This window comes from Saccharopolyspora aridisoli, from assembly GCF_004348445.1.
Lineage (GTDB): Bacteria > Actinomycetota > Actinomycetes > Mycobacteriales > Pseudonocardiaceae > Saccharopolyspora > Saccharopolyspora aridisoli.
In genome coordinates this window covers 12,683-31,085 of the sequence record NZ_SMKV01000051.1, presented here as the reverse complement: position 1 = coordinate 31,085, position 18,403 = coordinate 12,683, and the positions used below count along the sequence as shown (strand labels likewise).

The 18,403-nt window shown below is 70.0% G+C and carries 15 protein-coding genes; 1 reads left to right on the top strand and 14 read right to left on the bottom strand.

What is annotated here, in order from left to right; translation table 11 throughout:
• Nucleotides 1-244: 244 nt before the first annotated feature.
• The 6 genes from E1161_RS25190 to aspS form a co-directional block, all read right to left on the bottom strand.
• Nucleotides 245-1,705, bottom strand: coding sequence for a SulP family inorganic anion transporter (locus tag E1161_RS25190; protein ID WP_132627222.1), 1,461 nt, complete (start codon nucleotides 1,703-1,705; stop codon nucleotides 245-247).
• A 134-nt stretch (nucleotides 1,706-1,839) separates the two neighbouring features.
• Nucleotides 1,840-2,436 (bottom strand): carbonic anhydrase, encoded by a 597-nt coding sequence (locus tag E1161_RS25185; RefSeq protein WP_132627221.1) that lies wholly within the window; start codon nucleotides 2,434-2,436, stop codon nucleotides 1,840-1,842.
• Nucleotides 2,437-2,489: 53 nt separating this feature from the next.
• Nucleotides 2,490-2,870 (bottom strand): hypothetical protein, encoded by a 381-nt coding sequence (locus tag E1161_RS25180; protein WP_132627220.1) that lies wholly within the window; start codon nucleotides 2,868-2,870, stop codon nucleotides 2,490-2,492.
• 342 nt (nucleotides 2,871-3,212) lie between these two features.
• On the bottom strand, nucleotides 3,213-3,935 hold the full coding sequence (locus E1161_RS25175) for a GNAT family N-acetyltransferase (protein ID WP_132627219.1): 723 nt from the start codon (nucleotides 3,933-3,935) through the stop codon (nucleotides 3,213-3,215).
• Complete coding sequence (locus E1161_RS25170) at nucleotides 3,932-5,146, bottom strand: phosphotransferase (RefSeq protein ID WP_132627218.1); 1,215 nt, start codon at nucleotides 5,144-5,146, stop codon at nucleotides 3,932-3,934. The genes E1161_RS25175 and E1161_RS25170 overlap by 4 nt, the downstream gene beginning before the upstream one ends.
• A gap of 264 nt (nucleotides 5,147-5,410) precedes the next feature.
• Entirely contained in the window at nucleotides 5,411-7,216 is a 1,806-nt protein-coding gene (gene aspS / locus E1161_RS25165; RefSeq protein ID WP_132627217.1) for an aspartate--tRNA ligase, read from the bottom strand.
• 428 nt (nucleotides 7,217-7,644) lie between these two features.
• On the opposite strand from aspS, the gene E1161_RS25160 reads away from it, so the two are divergent.
• Nucleotides 7,645-8,742, top strand: a complete 1,098-nt coding sequence (locus E1161_RS25160) for a hypothetical protein (protein WP_132627216.1) — start codon at nucleotides 7,645-7,647, stop codon at nucleotides 8,740-8,742.
• Nucleotides 8,743-9,160: 418 nt separating this feature from the next.
• On the opposite strand, the gene E1161_RS25155 is transcribed toward E1161_RS25160, so the two are convergent.
• The 8 genes from E1161_RS25155 to E1161_RS25120 form a co-directional block, all read right to left on the bottom strand.
• On the bottom strand, nucleotides 9,161-10,513 hold the full coding sequence (locus E1161_RS25155; protein WP_235875293.1) for a PepSY-associated TM helix domain-containing protein: 1,353 nt from the start codon (nucleotides 10,511-10,513) through the stop codon (nucleotides 9,161-9,163).
• A gap of 334 nt (nucleotides 10,514-10,847) precedes the next feature.
• The gene (locus E1161_RS25150; RefSeq protein ID WP_132627214.1) at nucleotides 10,848-11,642 is read right to left on the bottom strand and encodes a S1 family peptidase; all 795 of its coding nucleotides are present in this window, start codon (nucleotides 11,640-11,642) and stop codon (nucleotides 10,848-10,850) included.
• Nucleotides 11,643-11,796: 154 nt separating this feature from the next.
• A complete protein-coding gene (locus tag E1161_RS25145; protein ID WP_132627213.1) occupies nucleotides 11,797-12,237 on the bottom strand; it encodes a Rieske (2Fe-2S) protein in 441 nt (146 codons plus the stop codon).
• Between the two features lie 14 nt (nucleotides 12,238-12,251).
• Entirely contained in the window at nucleotides 12,252-12,773 is a 522-nt protein-coding gene (locus tag E1161_RS25140; RefSeq protein WP_328591313.1) for a DUF2231 domain-containing protein, read from the bottom strand.
• 46 nt (nucleotides 12,774-12,819) lie between these two features.
• A complete protein-coding gene (locus tag E1161_RS25135; RefSeq protein WP_132627212.1) occupies nucleotides 12,820-13,866 on the bottom strand; it encodes a lytic transglycosylase domain-containing protein in 1,047 nt (348 codons plus the stop codon).
• 1 nt (nucleotide 13,867) lies between these two features.
• Nucleotides 13,868-15,700 carry a PepSY-associated TM helix domain-containing protein gene (locus E1161_RS25130; RefSeq protein ID WP_235875294.1) on the bottom strand — a complete coding sequence of 611 codons (1,833 nt, stop codon included), beginning with the start codon at nucleotides 15,698-15,700 and terminating at the stop codon, nucleotides 13,868-13,870.
• A gap of 61 nt (nucleotides 15,701-15,761) precedes the next feature.
• Complete coding sequence (locus tag E1161_RS25125; RefSeq protein ID WP_235875292.1) at nucleotides 15,762-17,522, bottom strand: copper resistance CopC family protein; 1,761 nt, start codon at nucleotides 17,520-17,522, stop codon at nucleotides 15,762-15,764.
• Between the two features lie 7 nt (nucleotides 17,523-17,529).
• Entirely contained in the window at nucleotides 17,530-18,402 is an 873-nt protein-coding gene (locus E1161_RS25120) for a DUF1775 domain-containing protein (protein ID WP_165939931.1), read from the bottom strand.
• Nucleotide 18,403: the final 1 nt, after the last annotated feature.

Sequence of the window (18,403 nt, the reverse complement as noted above, 5' to 3'; positions counted from 1 at the left end):
CTCCACAGCACCAACCCCCACACCCACCCAGCAACGCCCCACGCGACGACGTCCCGGACATCACCGACCCCGCACGGCGCAACGTCCCGATCCCACCAACCCAGCACGTGGCGACGTCCCAGCCACCGCCAGCCCCGCACGTGGTGCCCCGATCACCGCACCGCAGCACCCGGGAACCGGATTACCGCCGTGATCGAAGGACATGATCACGGCGGTAATCCGGTTGGTGCGGTGAGGAGCCTGGTCAGCCGGCCTTGGCGGGCATGGCGACTTCGACGCTGCCGTTGTTGCGGCGGTGCTCGGCGACCCAGTTCTCGACCGCCTGGTGGCAGGCGCGGTCCAGGTGGCGGACCGTGCTCAGGTCGAGGTGGACGTGCTTGCCCGTGGGCAGCTTCTCCAGGTGGTCGAGCAGCCGGGGCAGCCGCAGGAACGTGGCGTTGCCGCCGAGCTCGACGTGGACGCGGTCCTCGCTGTGCTCGGCGTTGACCGACAGCCTGGAGACCTCGATCGCGGTCTTGACAACCGCGACGGCCAGACCCGTCAGGGTGCCGATGAGCAGGTCGGTGGCCACGATCGTCACCGCGGTCAGCACCAGCACGAACGCCTCGGACCGGTGCTCGCGCACCAGCCTGGCGACCGCCTGGATCTCCAGCAGCTTCCAACCGGCCTGGATCAGCAGCGCGGCCAGCACGGCGGTCGGGATGAACGCCAGCAGACCGGGCAGCAGCACCACGAACAGCAGCAACCAGAAGCCGTGCAGCACGCGGGACAGCTTCGTCTTCGCGCCGGCCTGAACGTTGGCGGAGCTGCGCACGATCACTGCGGTCATCGGCAGCGCGCCGAACACACCGCACACCGCGTTGCCCGCTCCCTGCGCGACGAGTTCCTTGTTGTACTGCGTCTTCGGACCGTCATGCATGCGGTCGACGGCGGCCGCGCTGAACAGGCTCTCCGCCGAGGCGATCAGCGCGAACGTGAGGATCGAGCCGAGCACGGCGAGGTTGACCGCGCCGAAGTCGGTCAGCGCGGGCGGGTTCAGCGACGCAAGCAGCGAGCCGACCTCGATCTTCTTCACCGGCAGGGCCAGCAGCACGGCTGCCGCGCTGGTGAGGACCACGGCGACCAGCGCGCCGGGCACCAGGTTCAGCGGCGCGGGAGCGAACTTCTTCCAGGCGGTCATGACCAGCAGCGCCGCGATGGCGAGGCCGAGACCGGCGATGCCCGCCGGCGTGGTCACCATCGCGGTGGCCAGTTCGCCCAGTCCGCCGAACTTCTCGACGGTCGTGTCGGGCTGGGCCAGACCGCCGACCGGGTAGATCTGGCCGAGGATCAGCACCAGGCCGATGCCGGCGAGCATGCCTTGCACGACCGAAGGCGAGATGGCTCGGAACCAGGTGCCCAACCGGCTCACGCCGAGCAGGATCTGCACGACGCCGGCACCGAGCACGATGATGCCGAGCATCCCGAGCCCGTGCTGGCTGACGGCCGAGGCCACCAGCACGGTCAGGCCCGCGGCCGGGCCGGAGACCTGCAGGGCGCTGCCGGGGAGCAGGCCGACGACCAGGCCACCGACGATGCCGGTGACGATCCCCAGCTCGACCGGGACACCGGATGCGGCGGCCACGCCCACGCACAGCGGGACGGCCACCAGGAACACCACCAGCGATGCGGCGAGGTCCGCGCCGAACGTCGGCGCGCCGGGCATTCGCCCGGTTCGTGGTTGCTTCGTGTCTTCAATTTGCGTTGTCACGATGCCCTCCAGGGCGAGAACGGAGCGGGCATCGATCCGGGCACCCTGCGCGGTGGTGGCCCGGATCGATGTCGCAGGCGCGGGCTTGCTCAGAGCGGGAGGAAGTCCTCGTCCTCCGCGGACTGCGGTGCGACGTAGACCAGGCCGGTGTCGATCTCGTAGAACCAGCCGTGCAGGCGAAGCCGCCCGGATTCGACCCGGTCGCGGATGAACGGGTATTCGCGCAGCACGTCCAGCTGCGACCGGAGGTGCCGTTTGCTCTCGGTGCGGACGGCGGTGTCCTCGGGTTCGGTGGCGACCTGGGTCCCGGTGCCCAGCCAGGTGCACAGCGCGGGCAGCTCGTCGAGCCCGCGGCCGGCGATGGTCAGCGCGGTGACGGCGCCGCAGTGCGAGTGGCCGCACACGATGATGTCGGGGACCCCCAGCTGCAGAACCGCGTACTCGATCGTGCCCATCTCACTGGAACCGGAGTCCGGTGAGTATTTCGGCACCACGTTTCCGGCGGTCCGCAGTTCGAACAAGGTTCCTGGCTCAGCCCCGGTGATGTGCGACGGCGTCACACGGGAATCTGAACATCCGATGAACAATGCGGATGGTGCCTGGCCCGCGGCCAACTGCTTGCGCTGGTCCGCGGAAAGCAGGTTCGGGTAGCGACGTGCGTGACGCACGAAGTCTTCGAAGCTCATTTTTCGCATCTCCGGGTCGAATCGGCTCGGAAAGAAATCGGAGTCCGAGCCGATCAGTGCCGCATGACCTGCAGCATCGCCGGTGAATGTCTGAGCCTGCCGTGTGCGTGGTGCGTATCAGTCCCGATGCTCGGGAACGCGGCGGAGCGGATGAGGACCTCGAAATCCGCAGCCATCCACCGGGAAGCCCCGAGGAAGAGGTCCCGGTCGCGTTCGTGGCGCAGCTGGGTGCGCCGGTGCGTTGCCGGGCTGGGCAGGCGTTCGCGGAGCTTCTCGCCGTCCCGGTGTTCCTTCGGGTCGGGTTTGTGCTCGTTGGTGGTGGCGGACTTGGCCTGACCAGCAAGCGCGGCGTCGGTGGGCCCCAGGGCGGCGAGCACGACCGCGAAGAGCAGGAAGAGTCCCACCCTCGTGATCTGCCATGCCGTGCCGCGCACCGAATGCCTCCCGAAAAAACGAGCAGCGGATCCCCTTCCGGCGACGCCGACGGTTGCGGGGTGAACGAGCGAAAGCGCTCGAACCCCACAATATCGGAACACTCACCTCCTCACGCAAGTCGTAGATCGGACGAATCCCCCGCGCACCAGATGAGGATTCCTTAATGCTGGAACCTCGACGGCCACAATCACCCGGTCGCCGGGTCGACATCCCGCACGCCACTACGTTCCGCGACCTCAGACGTCACGGTACGCACCTTGAAATGTGATCGGTATAACCACATCGAGGGATGGCATCGGTAGCGGCCTATTCACTTGCGAAACATCGCAGAAACACAATTCCTACCGAACGCGATAATGATATGCATGCGCGAGTATGAATCCGAGCGATTCGTAACGACTCCGCGCGACCGAGTTGCCGGTCTCGACTTGGAGGAACACCCGCTCGGCCGACGCCCGACCGGCGCCTGCACGCATCAGCGAGGCGGCCACGCCGCGTCGCCGCCACGCCGGGGCCGTGTGCATCCCGTAGACGCCGCACCAACCGCCCGAGACGGCGAACATGCCGACCCCGACCGGAACTCCACGGTGCACGGCGGTGGCGAACGCGACGGGCGCCGGTACCCGGTCCAAGCTCGGTTCAGGCCGACCGCCGACGGTCGCGACGGCGTCCAGCCACCGCGATCCGGGCTCGGTGTCCAGCACCACCTCGAAGTCCGGCACCGGGCAGGCCTGCAGCAGCGCCTCCCGCTCGGTCCGCATGACCGTGGTCGGCGCGTCGGCCCGGTAGCCGCGAGCGGCCAGCAGCGTGTCCAGTTCCGAGTGCTCGTCGAGCGGGCTGACCTGAACGATCGCCGGGTTCGAACGCTCGGCGTAGAAGCGCTCCGCCGCGTCGAGCGCGGCCTCCGGATCGTCGAGGGGGCCGATGCGCAGGGCCGAGTTCGAGCGGCGGCGGCGAAGCAGGTCGCAGTGCCGCAGCAGCCAACCGTCGCGACGCACCACCGTCGAGGCTGGCCATGTCGCCACCACCGCGCGCTCGATCTGCCAGGTGTCCGGGTCCGTCACTCCGTGCGGAACGCCGGGTACGGCTGAAGGTGCAGCGCACCGGCTCCGAAGCGGTCCACCAGAGCGTCGATGACGGTGTCGGCGAACTCCGCGACGTCGGACAGCTGCGCGTCCTGCGCGTCGGAGCGCAGGTGCCGCCAGCGGTCCACCAGCGCGGTGCTGCGACGCGGCGAGGGCTGGTGCAGGTCGATCGGCCGGTCGGTCTCGCCGGTGCGCGGCAGGAACCACCACGTCGACACCCACACCCACAGCAGCTGGGCGTTGAAGAGCCTGGGTAGCAGCACCTCGTCGGAGTCCAGCTCCGGCCACACCTCGGCGATCTCCGAGCGCCAGGTCGCGAGCATGCTCTGCGCCAGGTTGTCCGGTAACGCGTAGGAGCACCACGAGGACGGGAACGGGTACTGCAGGTAGGCGGCGTCCATCGCGACGTCGCGCACGCAGCCCCACTCGAAGTCCAGGAAGCGAACCCCGCTGGAGCCGGTGACGAGGCTGTTCTCCGGGCAGATGTCGGACGGGCTGAACGCCTGGTAGCGGCTGTAACCCAGCTGCTCGGACGCGGCGGTGAGCCGTTCGACCAGCTCCGGCGGCGTGCGCACGCCGAGGGTCTGGCTGAGCAGTTCGGGCAGCTCGCCGACCGAGGCGACGATGTCGTCGGCGACCGGGTCGGTCCAGGACTTGGCGCCCAGCCGGCGCATCAGCGCGTCGAAGTCGGCGGCGCAGGCAGCGGTGCTGCTGTGCAGGCGTCCCAGCGCCCGGGCCCACGCGAGCAGAGCGCGTTCGGCGGCGCGCGGGTCCTCGGCGAAGAGCACGTCGGCCAGCGTGGAACCGCGGCCGAGGTCTTCGAGCACGAGCAGGCGCTCGTTGACGTCGTGCGCGATGAGTTCGGGGCTGACGCGCGCTTCCGGCGACAGCGCCGTCGTCAGCTGGCAGCTGGCCGCCTCGTGCGCGAACGGATCGGTGCGCGCCTCCGGTGGGCACTCCCCGTAGTGCTTGACCACCACGGTGCGCGGCAGTTCGAACGGCGATTCGGCGATCCGCACCCGCAGCACGACCGAGCGGTCACTTCCGCCCAGGTCCTCCGCGTCAGCAAGCCGCACCGGCGCTCCGGTCCTCTTGCTCAGCACCGCTTCTGCGGTAGCGACCGTGTCGGTCGCCTCGGTGCTGGCCGGGACCCGGACCTCCGGGGGGCCGGTGGTGATCTCCACGCTCATCGTCTCCAGACACTACCCCCACAACCTGAACCTTCAGGGCCATGACCGGTCAAGTGCCACCTGACCGGTCATCCGCCATATGCGCTGCGTATCAACCCTGAACTCCCCACGCGCACGGCTCCCTCAGACGTTGACGGAACCGGCCCTCGGCAACGTTGCACGGTGGCGAACTCCGATGTCGAACCGCTCCCCACGCACACGAGCGGGCCCGGCCGAGCGCGCCGATCACGCGCTCGGCCGGGCCGCCACTCGATGGGAGCAACGTCAGCTCTGCGGCCCGGCCTTCTCGCCCTCGCCCTTCGAGGCCTGCTTCGGCTTCGCGTCGATGCCGGCCTCCTTGCGCTGGGCCTCGGTGATCGGCGCCGGCGCGGCGGTCAGCGGGTCGAACCCGCCGCCGCTCTTCGGGAACGCGATGACGTCGCGCAGCGACTCGGCACCGGCCAGCAGCATGCAGATCCGGTCCCAGCCGAAGGCGATGCCGCCGTGCGGAGGGGCGCCGTACTTGAACGCCTCCAGCAGGAAGCCGAACTTCTCCTGCGCCTGGTCCTCGGAGATGCCCAGCAGCTCGAACACCCGCTCCTGCAAGTCCGGCCGGTGGATGCGGATGGAGCCACCGCCGATCTCGTTGCCGTTGCAGACGATGTCGTAGGCCCAGGCCAGCGCGTTCTCCGGGTCCTTCTCGAAGTTGTCGATCCAGTCGGCGTTGGGCGAGGTGAACGGGTGGTGCACCGCGGTCCACTTGCCGCTGCCGACGGCGACGTCGCCAGCCTCCATGTCCTCGACGGGCTCGAACATCGGCGCGTCGACGACCCACACGAACGACCAGGCGTCGTGGTCGATGAGGCCGCAGCGCTCACCGATCTCCAGGCGGGCCGCGCCGAGCAGCCCGCGAGCGGAGGCGCGACCGCCCGCGCCGAAGAACACGCAGTCGCCCGGGTTGGCGCCGACGGTCTTGGCCAGGCCCTCGCGCTCGGACTCCGAGAGGTTCTTGGCGACCGGACCCGACAGCTCACCGTTCTCACCGATGAGCACGTAGGCGAGGCCCTTGTGGCCGCGCTGCTTGGCCCACTCCTGCCAGGCGTCGAGCTGACGACGCGGCTGGTCGGCACCGCCGGGCATGACCACGGCACCCACGTAGGGCGCCTGGAACACGCGGAACGGCGTGTCCTTGAAGTACTCGGTCATCTCGGTGAGCTCGAGACCGAAGCGCAGGTCGGGCTTGTCGGTGCCGTAGCGGGCCATCGCCTCGGCGTAGGTCATCCGCGGGATCGGGCGCGGGATCTCGTGGTCGACCAGCTTCCACAGGCCGGCCAGGACCTCCTCGCCGAGCTCGATGACGTCGTCCTGCTCGACGAAGCTCATCTCGATGTCGAGCTGGGTGAACTCGGGCTGGCGGTCGGCGCGGAAGTCCTCGTCGCGGTAGCACCGGGCGATCTGGAAGTAGCGCTCCATGCCGCCGACCATCAGCAGCTGCTTGAACAGCTGCGGCGACTGCGGCAGCGCGTACCAGCTGCCGGGCTGCAGGCGGGCCGGGATCAGGAAGTCGCGGGCGCCTTCCGGGGTGGAGCGCGTCATCGTCGGCGTCTCGATCTCGACGAACTCGCGGCCGTGCAGCGTTTCGCGCGCGATGCGGTTGATGTCGCTGCGCATACGCATGATCCGACCGGGCTCGCTGCGACGCAGGTCCAGGTAGCGGTGCTTGAGGCGGACTTCCTCGCCGACCTCCAGGTGGTCGTCCAGCGGGAACGGCAGCGGGGCCGCTTCGCTGAGGACCTCCAGGTCGGTGGCTGTGACCTCGATGGCGCCGGTGGGGATCTCGGCGTTCTCGTTGCCCTCGGGGCGGACGATGACCTCACCGGTGATCTTGATGCAGAACTCGGCGCGCAGCCGGTGGGCGCGCTCGGCCATCTCCCCTTCGCGGAAGACGACCTGGGAGACGCCGGAGGCGTCGCGCAGATCGATGAAGATGACCCCGCCGTGATCGCGACGGCGCGCCACCCACCCTGCGAGGGTGACGGTCTGCCCGGCATGACCGGCGCGGAGCGATCCGGCCTCGTGCGTGCGCATCACGGGTACTCAGGCTCCTTCTTCCGCTTCTCGAGCGTTCGACTGCGTTGGCCGCTTCCCGCGTCGTGAGCAGGCGGGAAGCGAGGTTCCAGGCTAGCCAACCTGCCCTGGGCGATCGCGGGCAGGGCGGCGGCCGGTCCCGCGATGTGAGCCGACCCGATCAGCGCCTCGACCTCGCCTCACCAGCGTGCCAGCCTGGTCCAACCATTTTCACCGGGTGATCGACAATTCGAGTTCTCGGACTCGGCGCCCGGCGGAGTGAACCATTGTGGGCCGTTGCATACGTGTGGAGGAGAGGAACAACAAAACACAGGCATCGCCCGAGTTGGGCTACTCCTAAAGTTGGAGCCGCCTACCGGAACTCGGTCGTTGCGCAACAGTGACCCACTAATTAGCGTAAGTTCGGAATTCGCCGGACACGAGGAGTAACGATGACCGGCCCGAAAACCGAGGCCCGCCCGACCGCCCGACCGGCCGTTCGCGGCATGCAGCAGGGCGCCCCGCAGGCCCACCCGACCCAGCAGCCACCCTCCCAGGCCACGAAGCCGCAACCGACGCAGCAGGCCAACACGATCTCGGCCGAGCTGGCGGAACTGCTCCGAACAGGTCCGTTCGAAGCCGCTCTGCGCACCGCGATCCGCTCCAGCCGCCTGAGCCTGGAGCGCATCCAGCACCGCCTGCGCGCCAGAGGCACACCGGTCAGCATCACGGCGCTGAGCTACTGGCAGTCCGGCCGCCGCCGCCCCGAGCGCCCCGATTCGCTGCTCGCGCTGGCCCAGCTGGAGAAGGTCCTGGGCGTTCCGGAGAGCTCCCTGTCCGCGCTGCTCGGTCCGCCGCGCCCGCGCGGCCGCACCCGGCAGGCGTCCGCCGAGGCACCGCCGCTGAGCGCGCTGTGGTCGGAGCACGAGTCGGCCGCGGAGCTGCTCACCAAGATCGACACCAACCACGACAGCAAGCTGACCCGCCTGTCGCACCACGACGTGGTGCACGTCGATCAGCACGGTGACCTGCGCAAGATCCGCACCCGCAAGCTGGTTCGCGCGGAGACCAACAACGCCGACCGCTGGGTGATCATGTTCGACGGCGCGTCGTCGGTGGCCACGCCGCCGATCATCCGCCCGATCCGCTCGTGCCGGCTGGGCCAGGTGCTCACCGACCACGCCCGCGATCTGGTGGTCGCTGAGCTGCTGTTCGACCACGCGCTGGCGCGGGGCGAGACGCTGCTGCTCGAATACGAGATCATCGACCCGCCGACCGGTCCGAACGAGGCCGAGCACAGTTTCTGCCGCCTCTTCCGGCTGCCGGTGCGCCAGTACGTGGTGGAGTTGCAGTTCGACCCGGCGCGCCCGCCCGCGGGATGCGAGAGCTACGTCGGCGATTCGGCGATGCAGGAGGCCGAGCAGCCCAAGTCGCTCCAGGTGGATCGATTCGGGCGCGCGCACGCGGTCGCGCTGGACTTCGGCATGGGGGTCTTCGGCGTCCGCTGGCAGCCCGAGCAGCAGAGCGAGGAGCTCCCGCTGGCGGAGTAATCCGGTCCAGCGACAGGTTCACCCACCGCTCTGCACGCACCGTAACGAAGACTCGAACAATTCAAGAACCCACGGACCCCCCGATCAACGCCTCTCGGCATTCGACGAACAATGGCCGGGCGCGGTCACCTCACGGAAGAATTCCCGGGCACGAAAGCCCGATCGTTCCCCTAGAAGTGACAGGAGGCCGGGCGGTGCAGGCCCGGCCTCCTGCCCTTGGCCGAGCCTGAGCGTCCCGTGAACGTCCGCCGACCGCAGGATCCCGGGCATGACCGCTCCTGCCCGCGCTTCCAGCGTCGCCCTCTCGGCCCGGTGGGGGCGAACCGTTCACCCCCATCGCGTTCCTCCCGAGGACCTGGAGGTCGGCGAGCTCCTGGTTGAGGTTGGCGACCGCGACGTCGGGCCGGTAGCGGTCTCCTCACCCTGCTGGCCTTCTGGCCCCACCTTCGCTGGCAGCAGTTGCGCGCATGCCCAGCAGTGCGTCCACGCAGAGGAATGCCAGCAGCGAGATCCCCAACAGGGGCACCGCACAGCCGACACCGATGGTCACCAACACACCGCCGAGCAGCAGAGGAATCGGCAATCTGCGCCAGGCGCCACGCGCCGGTGGGTTGCCGAACCCGCGGGTGGGCCGGCGCAGCCACCACATCCTGTAGCCCCAGAGGATCACGCAGATGGCCGAGATCATCAGCGCGGCGAGGGCGATCTGGTTCGGCCAGCCGAACAGCAGGCCCATGTGCGCGTCGACGCCCCATCGGGACAGCTTGGCCACCAGCGGGTAGTCGGCGAAGCGGACGCTGTCGGTGATCTGCCCTGTCATGGGGTGTATCGCCACGGAATCCTGCTGGGTGGGCCAGCTGCGCCCCGTCTCTCGCACGATGTAGGCGGCACCGGTGTGCTCGGCCGGGGTGATCTCCAGCGGCCCGGTCAACCCGTGGTGGGTGGCGACCTGCCGGACTCGGTCGTATCCGATGTCGATCCGCCTGCTCGACTGCTCGAACGAGACGCGCATCGGAAGCCCCTCGGCAACCGCTGGCGTCTCCCAGGACAGCGTTTCGCGCAGCTTTCCAACGTTGTCCCCGGCGAAGGTCGACCAGGTCAGCCCGGTCGCTGACAGAAACAGCAAGCCGACCCCGATGCTGGCACCGGTCACGCCGTGCCAGGACGACACCCGCGTCCGTCCGGGCGGCTGCATCCGAGGTGCGCGGGTCGCGCGTCGCCGACCGGACCACAGGGCGATGCCGCCGAGCACGACCACCCACAACCAGCTCGCCGCCAGCTCGCTGTAGACCCGCCCGAGATCGCCGAGGTGCAGGCCACGGTGCAGTTCCGACACCCACGCGCGCAGGGGTAGGGCCTGGTCGCTGCCGTAGGTGTCCAGCACGCCGCGGATCTCGGCGTCGTGGGGGTCGACGAACACCGTGCGGTAGTAGCTCTCGGGCAACTCCTCGGCCGTGAAGATCACCTGCGTGGTGTCGGTGGACGTCGCGGCCGGCCGGACTGCCTTGAATTCGGCTTCGGGCAGTGCGTTTCGCGCGACGTTGACCTGGGTCGACAGCGGTGCCTGAGCCGCGGTGGCGGGCACGTGCAGCTGTTGCCGGTAGATCGACTGCTCCAGCTGCGGTGTGAGCACGTACAGCAGGCCGGTGATCGCGGTGATCAGGACGAAGGGCGCGACGAGCACACCGGCGAAGAAGTGCAGGCGCAGCACCAGCGGTCGCAGCGCGGCCCACGGGGTGTGGCGAACTCCAGGCCCAGCCTTGTCGACCACCTCAGTCGTTCTCGGTTCACCTGCGACCACGGCGTGGGCCCTCCTGTTCCGAACGAGCGCTCCAGGACGAGTGCGGGGAGCTTCTCCGCTCGGAGCCGGCTCAGTGCTCGAGCGCTCCGGTGGTGCGCGGCTCCGGCGCCGGTGCCACCGGGGAGGTCGCGCAGCGACTCGGCCCGCAGCCGGTTCTCGCATTCCACTCGTAGTCCCCTGAGAATTGGTCGCTGCGTCGGCGCGTTCTCGCGCCCGGCCCTGCGGTGCCGCACACGCGGCCTCCCGCGCCAGCCGGCACTGCGCCGACCGCTGCCGCTGAAGCGGACCGGTCGGCGCAGTGGCCTCAGCCGATGGTCTGGCCGATCCACTCCCGGTAGGCGGTGGCATCGGTGTAGATCGAGGGGGCAGTGCCGCAAACGGGGACAACGCTGCCAAGTCGGCTCGTGACCCCGGTCAAGCGCCAGTCCCCCGGAGACCCTTCCAGCTGCGGGCCGCCCGAATCACCGAAGCAGGCGTTGTCGAGCAGGAGCTCCTGGCTGCCGGTGCAGATCTCGGTCGGGCCATCGACACCGCCCAGCGCGCATCCCGCATCGGCCGCGACCTGCGTTCCGATCTGCTGCAACTGCTCGGGCGGCTGCCCGCAACCCCGCAACGGGCAGGTCAGACCCCAGCCGATGATCCTGGACGGGGTACCGGTGGCACCGGAGCTGTCGGCGATCCGGACCGGTGTCTGCGAGGTCGCTCCATCCAGCCTGAGCAACGCGATGTCGCCGTTCGGGCCTCTCGTGGCGTAGTCCGGGTGCACGACGATCTGGGACACGCCGCGCTCGGTCCCGCCCCGGGTGTGGTCCGGGCTGCCGATGCGGAGATCGAGATCGGCCGGGCTCGCCTCTTGCACGCAATGTGCGGCGGTGAGCACCCACTGGTCGGCGACGAGCGAGCCGCCGCAGCTGTGTTGGCCCTGCCGCTGCAGCGATGCCATCCAGGGGTACTGCTCGGTGGCGCTGTGACCGCCCGTGACCAGCGTTCCCGGACTGTTGTTGATCAGCTCTCCCGATGGGCCGGCTACCGCCGGTGTGACACCGTGGCCGAGCAGCGCGGCCGTCATGATGGCCAGCAGTGCGGAGGTTCTCTTCATGGGACTCCTTTCCCGCCGCGTGCTCCGGGAGCGGGCGCGTGGTCGGCGCCGACCGATCACCGTGCAGCGGTTCACTGGGGATCTTCGGTAACGGGATGCGTGCCGCGGCAGGCCGCCTGGTCAGCGTTGTTCGTGCCGGGAACGCGTGATGACCTCAGACCGCGTGGACGTTGCCTTGCTCGTCGATGTGGACGTTCACGGGTGCCAGCGGTGTTTTCGCCGGCCCTGCTACGGGAGCTCCGCTGGCGGGGTCGAACTCGGCGCCGTGGCACGGGCACTGGAGTGTCGTCTCACCGGCGTTGACCGTGCAGCCCTTGTGCGTGCAGGTCGAGTCGAAGGCCTTGACGGTGCCGGGTTCCGGCTGTGACACCAGCACCGGTGTGCCGTCGGGCCCCGGCACGGAAACCACGCCACCGACCGGAACCTGCGACACGGTGGTGAGCGTGAACGTCTGCCCGGGCTGTGCCGGCTGTTCAGGGGCGGCCGCGGGCTCGGCGTTGTCAGCGCAGGACGTCATTGCCCACGCTCCCGCCACGGCTCCTGCGCCTGCGATCAGCGTGCGACGGGCCACGTGAATCCGGGTTTCGTGCTCCATGATGTGCACCCTCCTCATCGGACTACTTCGTTCTCGGTGAACCGGATTGCGGCGGCGTCGGTCCACACCGACCGCGCCCCCGAATCGCCGATCCGCACCACCTGCACCGTCGACCCGACGCTGAGCACGACGGCGCCGACGATCAACGCGGCGGCTACGAGCCGCCGTGGCCTTCCTGCGATTCCAGTCCCGCCTCGCACTCGAATCCCCCACGCGTGAACGGCCACCGACCACAGAGCCAGTCCACTGACCCAGGGCAGCAGCTCCTCGGCGAGCCCGGCATGGATTGCGGTTCGCGCGGAGACCTGAACTTCCTCGAGCAGCGCTTCGCCGGAGCTCTCAGCGATCGGCACGCTGATCAGCGCTAGCAGCGCCAGTGCCGGCGTGATCCAGCCCAATCGCTCGCGAGCCGCCGGCCAGATCGCTGAGACGAGCACGGTGAACGCGGCCACGGGTACGAGCACGACGACTAGGTGAACAACGAGCGGGTGCAACGGAAGCCCATCGACCCCCGCGGGGAGCAAGCTCGGGCACATGCCGTCCTCCTTCCTTCTCGAAATGCCACGAGGGACTGAGCGTTCATCACCGCGGTCTCGGTACCTCCTGGGCCGGCGTGGTGGGCAGGGTGGGCGCGAGATCGCGCACGCCATCGGTGACGTCGCCGATCACCGTCGCCACCGGGCACAACGCAGGCGCCTTATCGAGAGCTGGGCCGCACTCAGATGCTGGACCGGGAGGTGGCGGGGGTGGCGCGGTCGGTGATTGCGGCGGAGCAGGTTCGGGAGCAGGAGCCGACGCGGCGGGCTCGGCTGCGGGACCCGGGCTGCGCTCGACTCCGGCGGACTCGGCCACCAAGTCGACTGCTGCGCCGTCCCGCACCGGATGAGCACCGGATTCGTACCTCCGGATCCACCGGATCACGATGTCCACGTAGGCGTTCGAGTGGTTGTAGCGCAGCAGCGCCGCGCGCAGGTCGTCCATCGTGGACATGTTCGTACCGTTGGCGCACAGGTACCGCCCTGCCGACAGCGTCGCGTCGAAGACGTTCTGAACGTCCGCCCGCCCGTCTGCCGATCCGTCGACGCCCCAATCGGCCCAGGTCGATGCGATGAACTGCATCGGGCCCGCCGCGCGGTCCCACCGGCCGCCGTTGCGGATGGCGGCGTTGCCGCTGGTCCCGTTGAGCGGAGGTCCGTAGATGGGCGTGCGCATCGTGCCGTCGGACGTCACGTCTCCGTTCCGCGCGTGGTGCGACTCGACCCTTCCGATCCCTGCCAGCACCGGCCACGTGAGCCCGCAGTTCGAGTCGGTGACGGCCTGGACAGCGGCGGCACGTTCGTACGCACGCAGCACGGTCTCCGGAATCCCCGATGCGCCCTCCGGAACGGGCGTGAGCGAGGACGGTACGGGCGACGGAGGCGGTGGTGGTTCGAGGAACGGCGGCGTTCTCCCGTCCACGGCCGCACGCACCGGCGGGGCTGCTGCGCCGACGTCGGGTCGGGAGGCCGTTCCCGTCTCCAGCACGATCCCGTCCACCGCGGCCAGCGCGAACAGACCCGCCAACAACGCCGAGGCGGTGCGAGCCCGCGTGCGGTGCTCGGCGCGGTCGGGCAGGAACCTCGTCTGCACGTCACTCACCTCCCATGGCGGTCGCGCGTCGCAGCCGGACGGTGTTGATCGCCCCGTCGACGAGCACGAACAGCACGAGGCTGGCTCCCAAGACCGGCAGCACCCACGTCAGCACGAGCACCGCGAGCAGAACGAGGACCAGCCAGGACCAGGAGAGCTGTCTCCACACCGGCGGTGGCAGGGAGGCCCACCGTCCGCGATACGGGTTGTGCACCCACCACATCCGGTAGCCGAGCGCCACCAGGACGAACAGTCCGACGGCCAGCACCGCGAGCACGACCTGGTTGGCGAGGCCGAACAGCGTTCCGGTGTGGAACTCGACAGCGACCGCCAAGAACTTGGCACCGAACGAGTAGTCTTCCCAGCCGACCTTCTCGACTACGCGGCCGGTGGCGGCCTCGATCACGAGGCTGTCCCGCTGAAGCGGCAGCCCCGGCGAGTGCTCGACGACCGTGTAGCGACCGCTGAGGTGCGGTGGTCGCACGATCAGCTCGCCGCGCAGCCCCTGGACCGCAGCGATCTCGACGGCGCGGTCCACTCCGATGTCCCCGGCAACGGCCTGGGTCCTCGTTCCGGTCGCCGCGCTGGGCGTGGTCTGCGCGGGATCCGGGCTCGGGCCCAGCGGAAGCGGAAGTCCCGATGTCTCGGGGAGAATTCCCGGCAGGAGGTCAGACAGGTCGGGCAATGGCAGTCCGGGGATCAGCGGAAGTAGCGGCTCTGACGGCGGAGGCGTCGGTTCCGGCGCTGGTTTCGGTGGCGGAACCGAGCTCGGCTCCGGTTCCGGTGGTGCCGGCTGCTCATGGGGCGGCGCTGTTCCGGGGTCGCTGGGTGGCGCCTCCGGCGCGCTCGACCCCTCCTCGGGCACGCTCGGCTCCCACGCGCCGGGTGCCGAGTTCCCGCCCGGGAGAACCGGTTCGGTGGTCCGGTGCGGAGCCGCGTCCGGCGGCGCAGCCGGAAGCACTTGCGACGGCGGGGGCGGTACCGGGAGCGCACCGGGCAGCGGCGGTCCGGGAGGCGAGCCGGTCGCGGGCAGGGCCGCGACGCTCGGGGCCCCCCTCGATGCCGGATCGGTGCGCTGGTCGTCGCGCCCACCCGCGTGTTCGGACATGGCGAGCCCGGACACCGACAGCGCGAGCACGCCGAGTGCGAGCCAGACGCCGAGCGGACCGTGCCACGCACGCAGCCGCCACCACGGTTCCCGCACCCCCCGCGCGCCGACCGGTAGTAGGAGCTCCCGCCAGCTCGGTCGGTTGCGCCTGCGCGGTTGCGCGAGCCACACGACCAGCCCGCCGATCGTGATCACCGGAAGCCAGCTCGCGGCCAGTTCTGCGTAGACCCGGCCCGGTTCGCCGAGCCTCAGGTTGCTGTGCAGTTCCCGCAGCCACATGTTCGCTGGCAGCCTGTGTCCGACAGTCGTGAGCTCCCCGTTGATGAAGTTCGTGTACGGGTCCACGAACACGGTTCTGCCCTCCTCCGGCCCTGTCAGATCCGGGACCGACAGCACCACGCGTGTCGTGCGGCCAGGTTCCGGTGGGGTGATCACGTCGCGGACGGTGCCCTCCGGGTGCGCGGTGAGCGCCGCCTGGACCTGCTCGGACACCGGGCGCGGAGTGCTGATCGGGGCGTTCGCGTACAGCTGCCGGTGGTAGAGGTTGTCGTGGATCTGCGGGCTGAAGACGTAGATCAGCCCCGTCACGCACAGCACCAGCACGAACGGCGCGACCACGATCCCCGCCAGGAAGTGGACCCTGCGGGCCAGCAGGCGCAGCGCTGTCATCGGGCTGGCCGGCCGGCGGCGCTTCGCCGAGGTGGGAGGGCGATCGGTTTCCGCCATGGACACGGCATGCTCCTTCCAGGGAGCCGGGCGCCCGTCAGGTGGGGCGCCCGGCCAGGTCTCAGTGCACGTCGAGCGGCTGGGCGACCGTCTGCGCGCCGCCGTCCGGGGTGCGCACGTCGAGCACGACGGCCCACTTACCCGGTTCAGGTAGCGATGCCGCGCCGACCGTGTGCCCGGGGCCGCTGGCGGGGCGCAGCACGAGCGGAGCCGGCGTGCCGTTCTCCCTGGCCAGCAGGCCGGCGACGCGGACCTCGTCGGTCGGGTTCCCGGCCTCGTCGAAGACGGTGACGTGGGTGTCGAGCCGGATCTGGCCGTTCTCCACCGCGGGAAGCAGTGCCAAGTCGATCGAACCCCGACCGCCGGGCTTGCCGGTGTCGTAGGCGAGCCGGAACGGGCCCGGCTGCTGCCGGATCGACACGGGCGTGGGGCTGTCGGTGCGCGCGTGGGCGGTGTCCGGCGCGTGCGCGAGCACCAGCGCCGCGGTCGCGCCGACGAGGACCGCCGCGACTCCGGTCCCGACGCCGGCCGCGGTGCGCAGCCTCTGGAGTTCGGCCGGCCGCTGGTCCGCGGATTCGACGGCGAGAACGCGCTGCCGTCGCAACCAGACGTGGAGGACGGCACTGACGACGACCAGCAGCACGGCGAGCGCCACCAGGCCAGTCGCGAGCCAGGCCGGCTCGCCATCCCGCACTGCCTGCCGCACGTGATATCCGCCGGTGCACGCGAGCAGTGCGGAACAGGCCGCCAGCACAGGGATCAGCCGCGGCACCACGGGTTCTGGTTCCCGGTGGCCGCTTCGCGCCGCGAGTCCGAGCAGCAGCACGCTCGTGATTCCGACGGCCGCCGCGGTGAGCGTCGCGGTGTCGACGGCGGCCTCGAGCGGCGTCGGGCTGCCGATCGGGCGGGTGCGGGCTAGCGGCCACGTCGCAGCCAGCGCCGCACCGCCACCGAGCGCGGCTACCCCGCGCATCAACCGTGCGCGCCGCGTCTTCGCAGGATGGGCCTCCAGCAACCACACCAGTCCGGCCAGCACCGGTACGAGCAGCGCGAGCCTGCTCAGCATCCCGCGCCCGGTCGGCGATTGCACAGCGGCCCAGAAGAGGGCGGGGTCGAAGGCACCGCCGAGCGGAACCCACGCCGCGTACGGGCCAAAAGTCGCCAGCGTGCCGATCGTTGCCAGCGCTGTGCCGATGCCGGACCAGATCAGCACCCTGCGCACCGGTCTCGACCCCGCGGCGGCGGGCTGCAGGGCGGCGACGAACACCGCCGCACCGATCAGCAGTGCCATGGCTCCCAGCGTGGCGACGCGTGCCGTGACGTGTGCACCGGTCACCCACGGATCGTGTTCCGCCGCTATCTCGGGAACACCGACCGGCGTGGACGAAACCACGACGTCGAAGGTGAACACGCCCGCGACCTGTTCGAGCCGGTCGGACGGCAACGCCCACGCGACCGTGTAAGTCCCGCCGTAGCGGACTGGCGGCATCGCGACCGCCACCGTGTCGTCCTGTCCGACCGGGTTGTAGGGGCGGGTGAACACGACCTGGTCACCGGGCGGGCTGATGATGCGTATCGTCGCCAGTCCGGCGGGCACGGGCCTGTCGAACCTCAGCAGCACCTCGTCCGGTGATTTCACGTTCTCCGCGTTGCCCGGCGAGGTCGAGCGCAGCACCGGGTTCCCCTGCGGCGCGGGCATCGTGGCCAGCAAAGCCACCCAGCACACCGCGACGAACAGCACGACGGCGAGGATGCGCCGGAACATCGGTGGGCGCGGGATGTCCCGTCGAGCAGGTCGTTGTCGGGTCAGCATCGCTGTCATCGCGAGGTCACCTCCGAAACGGCGGCGCGTCGGCACCGCCGTGGTGGTCGAGTACTGGTGCGGATTCGTCGTTGAACACGGCGAAGAAGCCGTCGGGATCACCGCTCTCGCGCCGTCTGGCCCGCAGCGCCAGGGACCCGATCGCTGCGAGCACGGCTACCGCGAGGGCGGCACCGAGCCCGAGGGCTTCCCAGCGCGATGACGGGGTGTCGGTCTGCGGGACAGCGGGTTCTCCGAGCAGGAGGCGTTCGGTGGTCGAAGGTGCGGCTGCGACCGCCCTCGGGTACGGAGCCGTTGATGCCTGAGCCGGAGGCGGAACCGCGGAGGCCACTGCTTCGGCGGAGCTGTTGGTGGAAGGGGGCATCGGCCCAGCGAGTTCCGGGGCTGCCGGTGAATGCGGTTCCGGCGATTCCATTCTCGGATCGCCGATCGTGATCGTCGGGGCACCGGTGGTCGCTCCGGTCCACCGCAGGACCCGTCCATCGGAGAACGTCTGCGTCGCGGTGAACACCAGCGAGGTGTTCTCCGGCAGCGGAGCCATCGTGAGCGGGAAGTCCTGGTGGCTGCCGCGTCGGATCCGCCCGCCGCTGTAGGTGATGATGTCGGTGACGACCGAGGTTTCCCGGTCATCGACGCGCACCGGCCGGTTCGCTCGGCGGTCCCGCCGGGTCACGGTCCAGCCCGGGACCGGTGTCGCGTCGACCAGCAATGCCGGGTTAGTCGGGAAGTGCAGCTCGAACCGGGTGGTGTCGGCGTTGGCGTCGTCGTTGACCACGCGGACCGCGACGCTGCGGGTGCCGCCTCCTGCGATCGTGTCGGGCACCAGCGACACGCTGGCCGATGCCGGCGTCGGCGCGAGCACCGCCACGCCGTTGGTCATC